The sequence below is a fragment of the Anaeromicrobium sp. genome (assembly GCF_025210435.1).
In the GTDB taxonomy this organism is placed as follows: domain Bacteria; phylum Bacillota; class Clostridia; order Peptostreptococcales; family Thermotaleaceae; genus Anaeromicrobium.
The window spans coordinates 1-14,410 of the sequence record NZ_JAOART010000031.1 but is presented as its reverse complement, the minus strand read 5'-3'; the positions used below and the strand labels follow the sequence as shown (position 1 = coordinate 14,410).

The 14,410-nt window shown below is 31.0% G+C and carries 11 protein-coding genes, 2 rRNA genes and 1 other annotated feature; of the genes, 2 read left to right on the top strand and 11 right to left on the bottom strand.

The annotated features are described in order from the left end of the window. The 3 genes from N4A57_RS18640 to N4A57_RS03565 form a co-directional block, all read right to left on the bottom strand. A partial coding sequence (locus N4A57_RS18640) for a DUF1659 domain-containing protein (RefSeq protein ID WP_442863854.1) occupies positions 1-109 on the bottom strand: 109 nt, incomplete at its 3' end. 186 nt (positions 110-295) lie between these two features. Next, positions 296-670: a VOC family protein gene (locus N4A57_RS03570; protein ID WP_095135240.1), complete on the bottom strand. Its 375-nt coding sequence runs from the start codon at positions 668-670 to the stop codon at positions 296-298. A 750-nt stretch (positions 671-1,420) separates the two neighbouring features. Next, positions 1,421-3,148 (bottom strand): SEC-C metal-binding domain-containing protein, encoded by a 1,728-nt coding sequence (locus N4A57_RS03565; RefSeq protein ID WP_293656197.1) that lies wholly within the window; start codon positions 3,146-3,148, stop codon positions 1,421-1,423. A 251-nt stretch (positions 3,149-3,399) separates the two neighbouring features. Between N4A57_RS03565 and phnD the strand changes: the two genes are divergently transcribed. Both phnD and N4A57_RS03555 read left to right on the top strand, forming a co-directional pair. After that, positions 3,400-5,265, top strand: coding sequence for a phosphate/phosphite/phosphonate ABC transporter substrate-binding protein (gene phnD, locus N4A57_RS03560; protein ID WP_293656196.1), 1,866 nt, complete (start codon positions 3,400-3,402; stop codon positions 5,263-5,265). A gap of 123 nt (positions 5,266-5,388) precedes the next feature. Then, positions 5,389-5,898: a ferritin gene (locus tag N4A57_RS03555; RefSeq protein WP_293656195.1), complete on the top strand. Its 510-nt coding sequence runs from the start codon at positions 5,389-5,391 to the stop codon at positions 5,896-5,898. A gap of 12 nt (positions 5,899-5,910) precedes the next feature. Here N4A57_RS03555 and N4A57_RS03550 read toward each other — a convergent pair whose 3' ends face one another. The 8 genes from N4A57_RS03550 to N4A57_RS03515 all read right to left on the bottom strand — a co-directional run. Next, the gene (locus N4A57_RS03550; protein ID WP_293656194.1) at positions 5,911-6,381 is read right to left on the bottom strand and encodes a nucleoside recognition domain-containing protein; all 471 of its coding nucleotides are present in this window, start codon (positions 6,379-6,381) and stop codon (positions 5,911-5,913) included. Then, the gene (locus N4A57_RS03545; protein WP_293656193.1) at positions 6,375-6,803 is read right to left on the bottom strand and encodes a nucleoside recognition domain-containing protein; all 429 of its coding nucleotides are present in this window, start codon (positions 6,801-6,803) and stop codon (positions 6,375-6,377) included. Before N4A57_RS03545 ends, N4A57_RS03550 begins: the two co-directional genes overlap by 7 nt. Before the next feature lie 59 nt (positions 6,804-6,862). Beyond that, complete coding sequence (gene asnS, locus N4A57_RS03540) at positions 6,863-8,254, bottom strand: asparagine--tRNA ligase (RefSeq protein ID WP_293656192.1); 1,392 nt, start codon at positions 8,252-8,254, stop codon at positions 6,863-6,865. Positions 8,255-8,294: 40 nt separating this feature from the next. Further along, positions 8,295-8,509, bottom strand: a binding site (T-box leader). 102 nt (positions 8,510-8,611) lie between these two features. Beyond that, positions 8,612-10,432 carry an HD domain-containing phosphohydrolase gene (locus N4A57_RS03535; RefSeq protein WP_293656191.1) on the bottom strand — a complete coding sequence of 607 codons (1,821 nt, stop codon included), beginning with the start codon at positions 10,430-10,432 and terminating at the stop codon, positions 8,612-8,614. Positions 10,433-10,666: 234 nt separating this feature from the next. Next, a complete protein-coding gene (gene nrdJ / locus N4A57_RS03530) occupies positions 10,667-13,018 on the bottom strand; it encodes a ribonucleoside-triphosphate reductase, adenosylcobalamin-dependent (protein ID WP_293656190.1) in 2,352 nt (783 codons plus the stop codon). Positions 13,019-13,340: 322 nt separating this feature from the next. After that, the gene (locus N4A57_RS03525; protein ID WP_293656189.1) at positions 13,341-13,847 is read right to left on the bottom strand and encodes a thioredoxin family protein; all 507 of its coding nucleotides are present in this window, start codon (positions 13,845-13,847) and stop codon (positions 13,341-13,343) included. A gap of 144 nt (positions 13,848-13,991) precedes the next feature. After that, positions 13,992-14,108: ribosomal RNA gene (rrf, locus tag N4A57_RS03520) — 5S ribosomal RNA — on the bottom strand. A gap of 80 nt (positions 14,109-14,188) precedes the next feature. After that, positions 14,189-14,410 (bottom strand): 23S ribosomal RNA (locus N4A57_RS03515); the annotation flags it as partial.

Sequence of the window (14,410 nt, the reverse complement as noted above, 5' to 3'; positions counted from 1 at the left end):
TTAGGTTAGAGTAAGTTTTAGTTTTCTTAATCTCCTTCCCATTTTTGTCTGCTCCTAAGCTGTAGACGATTTTGAATTTTGTTGATTTGTTTTGTAATGTTACTGCCATATTTATCATCTCCCTTCACTTATATAGATATAGTGAGTAGGAGTTTTTGGACAAAAAAATAAAACCTTTTTTGAAGGTTCTTTTAGTAATATAATTAATAGGTTATTAAGTTGTGGTAAAGCCTCATATAATAGATCTTACACTTCTAAAAAAAGCTATTGATGAAATTCACCAATAGCCCTAATACTACTTCCTATTCTTATCTAATATCTCTATCCAATAACCATCTGGATCTTCTAAGAAATATAGATTCATCTTTGTATTTTCATAACAAATCCATCCATTTTCCTTATGATGCTTATAAGCTCCCTCATAATCATCTACCCTAAATGCCAAATGAAACTCATTGTCGCCTAGGTTGTATGGTCTATCCCATTCCTTTAACCAAGTAAGCTCTAATTTATGATTAGTCTCTCCATCTCCTAAAAATACTAATATGTAACTACCATCAGAAGCTTCCTTTCTCTTCACTTCCTCTAGACCTAAAGCATCCTTATAAAATTTTAAACTTTTCTCTAGGTCTAACACATTTATATTATTGTGACAAAATGTAAATTTCATTTAAAAACCCCTCCTAAAATATTTTCTATAAAAATTATATACTAATTTCATCTCTCTAAAAAGATAAAAATTATTTTAAGAAATATATAGTTTTGCCAATCTAAGGCTTTCCCTATAAAGTAACTTATCTATGAAGGAAATAATTAAAAATTTTTGTGATTGTGTAGCGTCACAACATCCTATGGATATAGATTTATTGGTTTTAAATTTGTTTTATACAGTAACTTGCCTATAAGGGAAAATATTGAAAATTTTTGGAACCCTGGAACGTCACAACATCCTATGCTACTCCAACATGACACATGAACCTATATACGAAGATTCACACTTTCGCTTGTGACAAGGACTTGGGTGGAAAAGATTTTCTATATATTTTCCTGAAATAGGCCCGCATAAAGCAAGTTTATACACCAGAAATCTATAGTTAACATGAAACGTAAACCTAGCTTTTCAATGAACAAATCTAAAAAAAAATATTTTTTCAAAAATTGTGTTTATTCACATTTTTCCTGGGTATATTATTATTAACACAGAAAAGGAGGCTGTAGACAAACTAAAAAATAATTATTCCTAACAAAAACCGATTTGAAAAATTATAACTAAAGGGAGGTAATAAGGGTATTTAAAAATTTCTTCATAATAAAATTATTAAGTCAAGGGAGTGATTCCACCAAAATATGGATATTGAATTAGTTACTTAAAGGCAATCCTAAAAATATGATTAGATATTTAGGATTGCCTTTTAAAATTTTATTTATTCATACAACACTTTTTATATTTCCTTCCACTACCACATGGACAGACATCATTTCTTCCTACTTTTTCTTCCACCTCTACAGGCTTTTTCTTAAATGCATCAGCAGGAGTATTTCCCTTTAATGCCCATAGCCTAGTATTATTGTTTAATTTAAATATATTATCTGTAAGCTTATTTTTATCCTTATTAGTCTTTATATGGATGAACTTTTCCACAAGCTTCATTATCTTATCTGCTGCGTAGTTGTATTGTAACATAATAACTAATTCCTTAAAGAACATATTAAATTCATTTTCATCAACTTTACTTTTATCCTTTAAGTAATCATATACTTCTAATTGCTCACTAGATAAAATCTGTCCATTATTTGCACCAGCTATGATAGCATCCTTAAGGGGAACTTTATAATAGTCTACAGTCTGATAGTTTACCCTTTCATCCATTATATTCTTAATGAAAGTTATATTTCTTAAACTGAATATGTTGTGGATTAATTCTAATTTGTCACTATATTGTCCACAATTTTCTATGAATCTACCCACATTTTCATATCCCACGTCATACTTACTAATAATCTTTTCTAAGTCTTCCACATATGTAACTCCATAGTATTGCATCAATCCATTTATTATCTTAAATAACTCATCATTTTCCCTTATAACCTTTAATACTTCCTCTTTAACTAAAACCTCTTTTAAAGTAACCATTATATCTGCTGGTATAACTAACTTTAACTCATCAAGGCAAGTTTCTACAGGTATTAATATACCTAACTTTTTAAAGTAAGTTAAATATGGAGCTTCTTTAGATATGATCTGGCCACCATTATCCATTATATCCTTTAATTTTAATAGGATATCTCCTTGAAGTAACTTCATCTTTTCTTCTAATTGATTAGGTATTTCTTCACTGATTAATTTAGCTAAATCAGTTTTATTTAACTTACTAGCACCCTTTATATCATAGGATTTTCTTATTTCAGTTAAATCTGTTTTAGTCATATTTTTTAAATATTCGTTTAAAGATTCTATCTTTTCCTCAGAAGATTGAATATTTTCCCTTAGTTCCTTAGATACTTGTTCAAATACTTCTGCCAATCCTAGGTCTTCAAATATGGTCTTAGCCAACTTTAAATCCGTTAACACGTTCATTCCGCCCTTTAGATTTTTAACTAAAGCCTTCATATCCTCTTTTAGTTTGTATTCTACAGCTCCAATACCATAGTATGCTCTAGCCTTTACTGCCTTTTCATAGGGACTTTCACTTGCATTTTTTTGTGCAACCTTGTAGTATTCCTTTGCTCTTTTATATTCTCCTGATTTAAAACAAAGGCTTCCTAGGTAATAGTTGGCAAGGGGATCTGTATCCTTTAATTCTACAGATTTTTCTAAGTGATCTTTTGCTTCAGCTAGATTTTTATCTTCCTTTAATATACCTATTTCAAATTCTGTATAATAGCTAAGGGGATATTCCTTTAATACCTCATAGTCATTTAATAGACCTTCTTCATTTTGTGCCTCTAAATTAAGTAAAAAATCAAGAAAATAAGCCGCCCATTTTAAATCTAAATTTTCTTCATTTTCATCAATATAACTTATTACATACTCCTTTGTATTATCTGCATAAGCAGATCTTTCAACAATGTCCTTTATCTTTTGGATACAATTTTCATCATTTAATTTCATTCCAAATTCTTTTTCTATTTTCTTTAATACGTACATGGCATATCATACCTACTCTCTTTTTTGTTTTATCTTTGGTTTTAAATCCCCACTCGTTAGCATAAAAAACTATTGTAGTTCTTCATGACCTAAAAAATACGCAACTGAAACTATTATATCAAAATACAAGGCTTTTTTAAAATAAAAACCTTATTTTTTTCCACAATTCTATAATATCAAAGAATCATTGAAAAAAATGGAAAATAGTGTTACCCTACCTATATAAATAAAATATTTTTAGGAGGGCAACCATGTACAAAAGATTATTCATATTTATTAGTATTTTTAATGCTATAACAGGGGCTACCCTATTTTTTACCTCATCTAAAATAATCATATTTTCATGTGGATTCCTATGTAATTTAGGAATTGTATACTATATTTTAAATAGTAATAATAAACAAATCCTACTACACAAGGAAAACTTATCCTCTAATAATAAAAAACATATTAATTCTAATGTCTTTACCCTATCTGAAGATATGAGTTTTCATATTCATCATCTTTTATGGATTGCTGAGAATAATGTAAATGAATTCAAAAAAATAGTAGCTTTATTTTATGAAATTGAAGAAAATAGTGAATTAAATGGAGCAAGTATTGAAGAGATAAATTCTAATATTGATAGTTTAGTTTCTGAATTAAATCATTTAAATAAAAATGTACTTCATTTAGATGAAGCTTCTTCTAAATCAACAAATATAATAAAAGAGAATAAGGACATATTAGAGGGGATTTTCAATTATATGAACGTCCTATCTAACCATGTGGAAGAAGCTGCTGAGAATAATAATTCCTTAAGCCAATACTCTGCTCAAATTAATAATATTTTAGATTATATAAAAAATCTATCTAATCAAACAAATCTATTAGCTTTAAATGCATCTATAGAAGCGGCCCGTGCTGGTGAATCAGGGAGGGGATTTATGGTTGTGGCAGATGAAATTAGAAAACTATCCCTTGAGACGGATAATGCCACACTTCAAATTGAGTCTTTTATAAAAAATATAGTAACTAGTATTAATAAATCCCATAAATCCATGGAAAATTGTATAAATACTATAGAAAAGTCCCAGGGAATAATAGGTGATTCCTCTAATGCCCTAGAATCTATTAATAGTATATTTGAAAATATTAAATCTAATATAGAAAAATTAAGAAATATCTCTGAAAATCAATTAAAAAGCTCCACGGAAATAGAAATGGCATCTGCCCAGGTGGCTACAGCCATAGAAGATACTTCTTTTAAAGTTCATAACCTAATATCAATTGTAAATACTCAAAAAAATAATAATGATGAAATGATTGATTTTAGTAAAAAATTAAGTTATGCCTCCGATGAGTTTCAAAAAAACATAGTAGGTCTTAAGGGTCACGATGAAATAATATTTGGAGTAAATCCCTTTACTTCTCCTGAAAATATAAAAAATATGTATTTACCTATTTTAGATAGAGTATTTACTCCCCTTGGCCTTAAGGTAAGGACCATGATAGTTAAGGATTATGAATCCTTAAGTGAATGTATTAAGGATAAAATCATTGACATAGGTTGGTTCTCTCCACTAGCTTATGTTAATGCAAAAAATGAAAGTCCTATTATTCCCTTAGTTACTCCTAAGGTAAATAATAAGGCATCTTATAATGGATATATTATAACTAGAAAAGACAGTAAAATAAAAAATCTTAATGATTTAAGAAACGTACATTTTGGATATGTGGACAAGAAAAGTGCATCTGGTTATCTTTATGCATATAATCTTTTAAAATCACAAAACCTAAATCCAGATAGGCTATTTGAAAAGACCTCCTTTGCAGGAAGTCATGATAATGTTATAAAGGGTGTTTTATCTGGTACTTTAGATGCAGGGGCCACATATAACGAAGCTATAGATATGGCTAGAAATGCTGGTTTAAATGTGGATGACCTACACATGATAGCTAAAACTAAGGATATTCCTAAGGATGCCATTGCTGCACGGGAAGATTTAGATCCCCATTTAATAGATAATATAAAAAATGAATTTTCCAAATTTAATAAAAATGGTATTAATACTCCTGTAGATGGATTTGAAATTACTAATGATGAAAAATATGACGTAATAAGAGAAATCATGTAAGTAAGAAGAAATTAACAATTGTTCCTATGTATGTTATACTTTCAATAGTGTTATTCCTTGAATACCTAAGGATATAGTGGGTATATATATAGTGGGAATTATTAACAATTAGGAGGTACGAAAATGATTAGTGAAAAATTGATAAAGGAATTAAATGAACAGATTAAATACGAGTTCTTTTCAGCTAATTTTTATTTAGCAATGGCAGCTTATTGTGATAATGAGGATTTACCTGGATTTGCTAACTTCTTCAAAGTTCAAGCAGAAGAAGAAAGATTCCATGCTATGAAGTTTTATGAGTATATTGTGGAAAGGGGTGGAAGAGTTAATATTACTGCCCTTGATGGTCCTGAAAATGAATTTAGCTCTATGCTAGATGTATTTGAGAAGGGATTAGCCCATGAAAACTTTGTTACTAAAAGAATATATGGATTAATGGACCTGGCTACAGAAGAAAAGGAACATGCTACTATTAGTTTCTTAAAGTGGTTCATTGATGAGCAAGTGGAAGAAGAAGCTACTTTCGGTGCTTTAGTTAAAAAGTTAAAGAGAATAGAAGAAAACTCTAATGCCATGTATATGCTAGATACAGAACTGGCTGCTAGAGTATTCACACCACCTACAAATGCATAATAAAGAGAAGGCCTAGGCCTTCTCTTTTATTTCTTTTAAATTAGTTTTTTCTTTTACTCCATATGACCTAGATATGATATAAGTAAGAATAATTGCCACTATTACCCTTATGGATACTAGTATCCAACCATTTGCCCCTAGGGCAATGAATAGTCCTGAATCCTCCACCACTGCATGGCAGGTAATTAAGAATACTACTACTAGGAAAGTATCCTTCTTACTCATATTTCCACTTTCAGCACTTTCTATAATAACTCCAGCACCATAGGATATCCCTATGAAAAAACCTACTAACAGTGGGAATATGGAGTTTTCTGATATGTTAAAAAATCTACTTATAAATGATAATTTCTTAGCCATCTTGTCTAATATTTTATAGTCCTTTAGAAGTTGTAGTATTACCATTATGGGAACTATTATACAAGTCATCTTTATTAGAGATCTCACTAGACCCATCAAATCATTTTGTAATAATTCTAACATAATGCTCCTCCTAACTGACCTACTAGTATTCCAAATACTATGGCAAGGCCTACTCTAATACCTACCACATGGGATACTTTAGCATTTAATTTAGTAGTAACAGCCGTCTCCACTAACATGGAATGGGAAAAGGAAAGCATTACGGCTATGGTAGTTATTTGCATAGGCGTTAAATCTATGGCTCCCATGGCTGCTGTACCTGCATATAGATTTACTAAATTACCAAATACTAGTGGTAATACTGCCTCTCCTGGTAGATTAAATATCTTCATAAAGGGCCTGAATATATTGGCCACAAAATTTAGTACAGGTGTATATTTTAGTATGGTTACTATTACATATACGGGAATCACTATTTTTGCCAAGGTCCAAGTAGTGTGTAGTCCCTTTTTTATCCCTTTACTTACTGAAGTAAAAAACATACTATCCCCCCTTAGTATTTAAAGAAAGAGATATCATAAAATGATATCTCTTAAGTTCTTTAGAATTCTGCCGTCTTAACAGTTCTTGGGAATGATACAACGTCTCTAATGTTACTTATTCCTGTTAAGTACATGATCACTCTCTCAAATCCTAAACCAAATCCAGCATGTCTAGTTCCACCATATTTTCTTAATTCTAAATACCACCAGTAATCATCCTTGTGAAGTCCCATTTCTTCAATTCTAGACTCAAGTACGTCTAGTCTTTCTTCCCTTTGACTTCCTCCGATGATTTCTCCTACACCTGGAACTAATAGGTCCATGGCTGCAACAGTTTTATTATCTTCATTCATTCTCATGTAGAATGCTTTAATGTCCTTTGGATAGTCTGTTACGAATACTGGCTTTTTATAAACTTCTTCTGTAATATATCTTTCATGTTCCGTTTGAAGGTCACAACCCCACTCTACTGGGAATTCAAATTCCTTCTTAGCATCCTTTAGTATTTCTATTGCTTTAGTATAAGTAATCTTTTCAAAGTCAGAACTTACAATATTGTTTAATCTCTCTAATAATCCCTTATCAATGAACTTGCTAAAGAACTCCATTTCTTCTGGAGCATTTTCAAGTACATAGTTTATAATGTACTTAATCATGTCTTCTGCTAATTCCATATTATCTGCTAAATCTGCGAATGCAATCTCAGGCTCAATCATCCAAAACTCTGCTGCATGTCTTGCCGTATTAGAGTTTTCTGCCCTAAATGTTGGTCCAAAAGTATAGATATTTCTAAATGCTAATGCATAGGCTTCCCCTTGTAATTGTCCACTAACTGTTAAGTTAGTTTCCTTACCAAAGAAGTCTTTAGTCGTATCAATTTGTCCTTCTTCGTTCTTAGGTACATTATTTAAGTCTAGTGTAGTTATTCTAAACATTTCTCCTGCACCTTCACAGTCACTTCCAGTTATGATTGGAGTGTGTACATATACAAACCCTCTTTCTTGGAAGAATTGGTGAATTGCAAAAGCTGCCAATGAACGAACTCTAAATACAGCTGAGAAAGTATTACTTCTTGGTCTTAAGTGAGCTATACTTCTTAAGAACTCAAAGGAGTGTCTTTTCTTTTGAAGTGGATACTCCTTTTGAGAATGACCTTCTACTTCAATACTAGTAGCTTTAATTTCAAAGGCTTGCTTAGATCCTGGAGTAAGGACTAATTTACCCTTTATTATAAGGGCCGTACTGATTCCAAATTTTGAAACCTCTTTAAAGTTTTCTAAGTTTTCTTCGAACACAACTTGTAAATTCTTAAAGAAAGTTCCATCGTTTAATTCAATAAATCCAAAGGCTTTAGATGCCCTTAGGGTTCTGATCCATCCCTCTACTTGAATTTCTTTGTCTGCATATTGCTCTGGATGTCTATAAATATCTTTAATGTATGCTTTATCCATGTTTTTTTCCCTCCTAAACTATACAAAAAAACCCTTCGTCTCTAGGGACGAAAGGTTAGATTTTCCGCGGTACCACCCGTAATTACCATAAGGTCTCTTAATCTTTAACGACATTAGCCGTCTAATCCTACTCTCTTATAGATTTCAGTTAGAAACTCAGAGATGTTCTTCACCATAAGCTTCGTACGGAGCTTTCACCATCCTCCATTCGCTTTAACTACCCCTTATGAATACTCTTCTCTTCACAGTTTTTAAATATGAAAATTTACTACTCCTATTATAATATTTACACAATAATCTGTCAAAGTTTTTATTAGTTTGTGAGTATATTTCTCCTATTATACACTTTTCATATACCTAAGCAACTTCCTTATGAGATTCTTTTAAATATTCTACAAATACTTCTACTACTTCCCTATCAAATTGGCCATCCATATTTTTTATTAATTCTTCTATGGCCTCTTCTATAGTAAGGGGGATTTTTCTATAGGATCTTTTGGATGTCATGGCATCGTAAGCATCTGCCACAGCAACTATTTTTGATAATTTATAAATCTCTCCTCCCTTAAGTCCATTAGGATATCCTCTACCATCTATTCTTTCATGATGTTCATAGACTATTCTCTTAGCTTCACTAAATTCCTTAATATCCTCTATTATTCCATAACCTATTTGGGGATGACCCTTTATTACTTCATATTCATCATCTGTAAATCTACCATCCTTATTTAAGATTTTCTCAGCTATTCCTATTTTTCCTATATCATGAAGTATACTTCCATATTTCAAATCCATAATTTCCTTTTGGCTCAAATTCATTTTCTTAGCAATGGATACGGAATAGTCCTTTACCCTACTACAATGTCCCCTTAGGTATTCATCCTTGGCATCTATGGCATTTACTAGTACAGATATGAGATTTACCGTATTTTCTTGATTTTTCTCAAGTAAATCATTTAATTCATCATTCATGGCCTTAGTTTGTTCATACAAAGCACTTATTTCTTCATTTTTATGGATAATATTAGAGTTTTGTTCCCTTAGTATTCTTTCCTTTTCTTCCCTTTCTTTCCTTAACTGATTTATGTGATCAAGCATTTTATTTAAGTTTTTACAAACTATTCTAATCTCATCATTATAATTTGTATTTGCCCTCACATTAAAATTGCCTTCTGTTACACTTTCAGTTACATTTACCAAATCCTCTATGGGTTTTGAAATATTATTTACACATTTTAAACTAAAACATATTACTAATATGATTAAGAGAAAGGATACTCCTATCATTTTCATAATAATATTCCATAATTGTGCCCTTGGCCAAGTTTCATCATAAAGAACTATAAAACCTGTGAGTATACCATTTTCACAATATGGTACATGTTCATAGAAAGCATTATCCCTCTTTACCTCTATAATTCTATTTTCTTCAATAGCTTTTTTTAATTCAGAGCTATTTCTTCCTCTTTTTAATTGACCATCCCTATTATCTATATACAAATGTCCATACTCATCATATAATCTTATGTCCTTCACAAATTTATTTTCTTCAATCACATCCTCTACAAAGGCTATCATCCCCTCTTCACATAAAAGCTTATTTACCTTTGACATATCTGTACTCAATTCAATAATATATTTTTTATCCCTTGTAGGTAAATACATATACCTTCTAATATGTTCAGAATTAAGGGTTTTTACACTTCTGTCCATATACAGATTCCCATCATCTCTTATTTTATTTAAAGTCTCAATAAATTTAGGGTATTTATTAAAATCTAATCCTACTTCTTCTTTAATAGTGCTTTCTTTTATAATATTATCCTCATCTATTATATATAGATCTATGTCAGGATATTTAGATTTAAATTTTTCTAAGTCCATACTATTAAATGCATCTTCTCCCTTTTCTTCATATAATTTGTTCACATATGATCCTATTTTTACAACTCTATTTTCTGTTTCCTTTTCTCCTAAAAGATACATTTTATCCACATATTCAAATCTATTTAATATTTCCCTAGTTAAGGACTTTTTTTCATATTCAAATATTTCTTCACTCAGTTTATTAATATATGCATATCCACCTATAATCATTATTAAAGTTAAAGCAGTTATTAAACCTATACATAAAAGACACAATTTTACCCTATATCTGAATATATATTTTTTAGACATTTGATACTCCTCTTTGAAAGAATTTTTTTAATTCAATTATGTATTTTCAACTTTTTCTGACAAAATCCTTCTTGTTTTCTAATAAAATTTGGATATTTTTACTAATATGTTAAATAATTGAAAAAAATCCTACACAATAACTTGCCTAGGAAGGTAACTATTTTAATTTCTAGGAATCTGGAGCATCACTATACCTTATACAAAAAAAAGAAGCAGAATAAATCTGCTCCTTCATTATCTTATTGGACAAGCTCCACCTTCACAACCTTCTGTACCTATATCTAATTCCACTTCTTCCTTTTCATACTTTCCTAATAGGGAAGGTATAAATGGCTTCATTTCCTTAACTCTTCTTTCATATTCTTCCTGATCAATAGATTCATATGGAAGTAACTTATAAAAATTATCATCTAATGATAAGAATGAAATGGCAACCACATGATCCCAATTATTCCAAATCCAATCTTCCACTTCTTCCCATTCATAATTTCTAACATGAACAGTTATGGAACAATTATGATCCACATAGTTTTCCATGAACAACTTATAATTTTCCAATTGCTCTATGGCACTTACATCATATTTTGTTTTTCCCTCTGGAGCCTTTACTGGAAACTCTACCACTTTAGTAGTACACGTTTCCCATTCCTGTCCCACTTCTGGAAATACAGGATAATCTAACTCTTCACATACTTTAACCAATGGATCATCTGAACTTATTCTCACCCTTCTTATGTAATATGGAGAATGTGAATAATGTACTCCACTAGAAACAGTCGGTAATTGACTTAATGTTCCCTCTGGCTTCACAGTAGTTATGAGTATTGGTTCATTCTTACCTATTTCATTTGCATATACATGAGCCGTTTCCCCAGCAACGTCCCTTAACTTCCTTAAAATTTCTGCCTGGTCATCCCTATTAATATCCGTGGAATTAACCATATCTTGCCATCCAGTTAAAGAACATCCTAATAATTTGTCCCTTTGTTGTACCCTGTCCCAATGAGGTAGTTCTAACTCTACACAAGTCATCCTATAGGCAGCCCTTACAGATAATCTTTGTGCTTCAAGTAATCCATCTATATCTAATTTGCCATTGTCATCCACAAAGGCAAATACATTTATTGTAGTAAGATTACATAATCCTTGAGAATCCAATAATATTTCTCCGCAGGGATTTACTCCATTCATATTAGGTCTTCTCTTAAGTCCTGCTTCTTCATTTATCCATCCAGGTTCTCCTGAATATCTCATTCTCTCCATTTGCCAATGTAATTTTTCACGTGTTGGCTTTTCCCTATAGTAAATGGAGTTATTACTCATCTGTCTATGAATAATATTCTTATCTACTATCCACTGGCCGTCTATTTGCTTATATAAGTCAGATTTAGCATCAATACACTCTTTATCATCAGCATCAATTAAAACCATCTCTGCTGTCCTTCTAACGCCACCTACTACTACATTTTCACCTATAATATTAGCTATATCTAAACAGTCCACAGGATGTAATTTCACCTTCTTAGAATCATCCCTAGAACCCCTTTTCTTCATTATCTTATCAATTTTGAAAAACATGTTCTTTAAACTGGAATGACCACTTGCCGTTCCACCAAAAGTTTTTAATTTTTCTCCCTTTGGCCTTACATGATCATAGTCAACAATTATGGTCTTTACATTTCTATATTCATTGGAGTATAGTAATTTAAAGAAGAAATCTAAGCTTTGAGTCCAACCTTCCTTACTATCTCCCACAGTGATTTTTACCGTATTATTATGGAAAAATTCTAAGCTCGTACTATCTTCCCTTTCATTTTTTCCTATTGGCATATAATCCTTGTGAATAAGCTCATAATCTGTTCTAATTTTAGGTAATGTTTCCACATCACTTTTTAAAACGCGAACCCCCACACCTGAACCTACCATTAATAAGTAAAATAGATCCTTAAAGGATTCAAATCCTTCTATTACTAAGAAAGAACAATTGTAATTAGCCATAGGATAATTTTTCGCAACAGGGGTATTTCCTACCCAAAAGGTCCTTCCAGATAAAAATTGTCTAAGGTTATATATATTATGAAAAAGCCTTTGGGCTTCTTCTTTAGTAGTAGGTACCAAACTACAATTATACTCTACTGCACGTCTTACTGTTTCCCACCAATATTCTCTTCTTCTATCTTCCTTTAACCATCTAGAATAGGTTCTATAATATACAAAATTCCCAAGTTGCTTCATAGGGCTAGGCTTATGCTTGTATTCACTTATAAACTCATCACTTAACAATCTCTTCCCAGATCCTCTCTTCTTCCTTCTCTTATTGTGCTCATTCCTATATATAATATATGCTTTAGCCACATCTCTTCTATCAGAAGTCATTAATAAATCTTCTACCACATCTTGTATAATTTCCACATGAACCGCATTATTTTCATTAGATAATTTTTCTTTTATAAGAATACTTATCTTCTTACTCAAATGGTTATCCACACCATCTTTAGTTTCATACATGGCCCTTTCAATGGCATTTATTATTTTAGTGGAGTCAAAGTCTACAATCTTTCCATTTCTCTTAACAACCTTTATCATACATATCCTCCATTACTATATTTTGTATTTCACCTTTTTGAAATGCACAATATATTGTATCAGAAGGTTTTTTCCTTGTCAAAAGTTTGTAAGCCCATTTTCTTTTATAATTAATAGGTTTTCTTATGGTTTTATGAATTAATCTCCATTTCTTATAGAAAAATACTTATTTTAAAATTTTCACCTTGACTTTCTATAACATAGTGTTAATAAAAACCCTTTATAGTTGTGTATAAGTTTTTATATTTGAAATAATATCCACAGGATTTTTTATTTACTCACATTTATGTACAAAATTGAAAATAGATGGCTCATCTGCCATCTACTTTTTTATTATATTTATAATTTCTTTAATAGTATCTTCTACATATTCGCCTTTTCTATATTTTCTTTTAGTAACTATTATTTCTGGTTGTGTTCCATTTTCCTCTATATTCTTAACAATTAATGGTTTCTCAATAAAAGCACCTATTCTATTAAAGTTCTCATCCATGAATACAAAGGTTGGAATTTTAGTTTTTCCTCCTACCTTATATTCTTCTAAATAGGGTTCATTCCCTTCCCGTGGTATAATACTTAAATTGAAATTAGGATTTTCATCAGAAATCTTTTGCAATACAGGAACATTTATCATACAATCTGGACACCATATCTCAGCAAACACTAATGCATTCACTTTTTTATCTATAGATTTTATCATACTCTTAATAATATCTTGTATCTGTGCATTATTATATATCTCTAAAGTTTTTTCTTTATGAGTATCTTTATCTTGATTTACAAACTCTATAAAGGAAACTCCTTTTTCAAAAAGTTGCTTCATATCCATAGAGACATTCCCCCCTTATCTTTTAAATAAGTATATACCATGAAGGTTAATGTATTCAAGTGTATATTTTATTATATACTTATTAATAAAGATATATTCTAACTATAATATCCTTTTACAAATATTAATAAAAACAAAAAAACTATTTAGCAACGTCCTACTCTCCCAGGCAGTTACCCACCAAGTACCATCGGCGCAAAGGGGCTTAACTTCTGTGTTCGGTATGGGAACAGGTGTATCTCCCTTGCTATAGTCACTAAATAGTTTTGTTCAATACTAAGAAACTTCATGTTTCTTAGCTTCCTTTAATTCCTTTAAGAATTAAATAATGTGTAACAATGCTGGTCAAGTCCTCGACCTATTAGTATCCATCAGCTACAAGTATTACTACTCTTACACCTAGGACCTATCAACCAGATAAACTCACTGGGCTCTTACTGGATTATTCCATGGGAAATCTAATCTTAAGGGGGGCTGCGCGCTTAGATGCCTTCAGCGCTTATCCCGTCCGTACTTAGCTACCCAGCCATGCCACTGGCGTGACAACTGGTACACCATAGGTA

What these genes read in the sequence shown, in the direction of transcription:
- N4A57_RS03570 (WP_095135240.1), bottom strand. Translation starts at nt 670, where the DNA reads ATGAAATTTACATTTTGTCACAATAATATAAATGTGTTAGACCTAGAG.
- N4A57_RS03565 (WP_293656197.1), bottom strand. Translation starts at nt 3,148, where the DNA reads ATGTACGTATTAAAGAAAATAGAAAAAGAATTTGGAATGAAATTAAAT.
- phnD (WP_293656196.1), top strand. Translation starts at nt 3,400, where the DNA reads ATGTACAAAAGATTATTCATATTTATTAGTATTTTTAATGCTATAACA.
- N4A57_RS03555 (WP_293656195.1), top strand. Translation starts at nt 5,389, where the DNA reads ATGATTAGTGAAAAATTGATAAAGGAATTAAATGAACAGATTAAATAC.
- N4A57_RS03550 (WP_293656194.1), bottom strand. Translation starts at nt 6,381, where the DNA reads ATGTTAGAATTATTACAAAATGATTTGATGGGTCTAGTGAGATCTCTA.
- N4A57_RS03545 (WP_293656193.1), bottom strand. Translation starts at nt 6,803, where the DNA reads ATGTTTTTTACTTCAGTAAGTAAAGGGATAAAAAAGGGACTACACACT.
- asnS (WP_293656192.1), bottom strand. Translation starts at nt 8,254, where the DNA reads ATGGATAAAGCATACATTAAAGATATTTATAGACATCCAGAGCAATAT.
- N4A57_RS03535 (WP_293656191.1), bottom strand. Translation starts at nt 10,432, where the DNA reads ATGTCTAAAAAATATATATTCAGATATAGGGTAAAATTGTGTCTTTTA.
- nrdJ (WP_293656190.1), bottom strand. Translation starts at nt 13,018, where the DNA reads ATGATAAAGGTTGTTAAGAGAAATGGAAAGATTGTAGACTTTGACTCC.
- N4A57_RS03525 (WP_293656189.1), bottom strand. Translation starts at nt 13,847, where the DNA reads ATGGATATGAAGCAACTTTTTGAAAAAGGAGTTTCCTTTATAGAGTTT.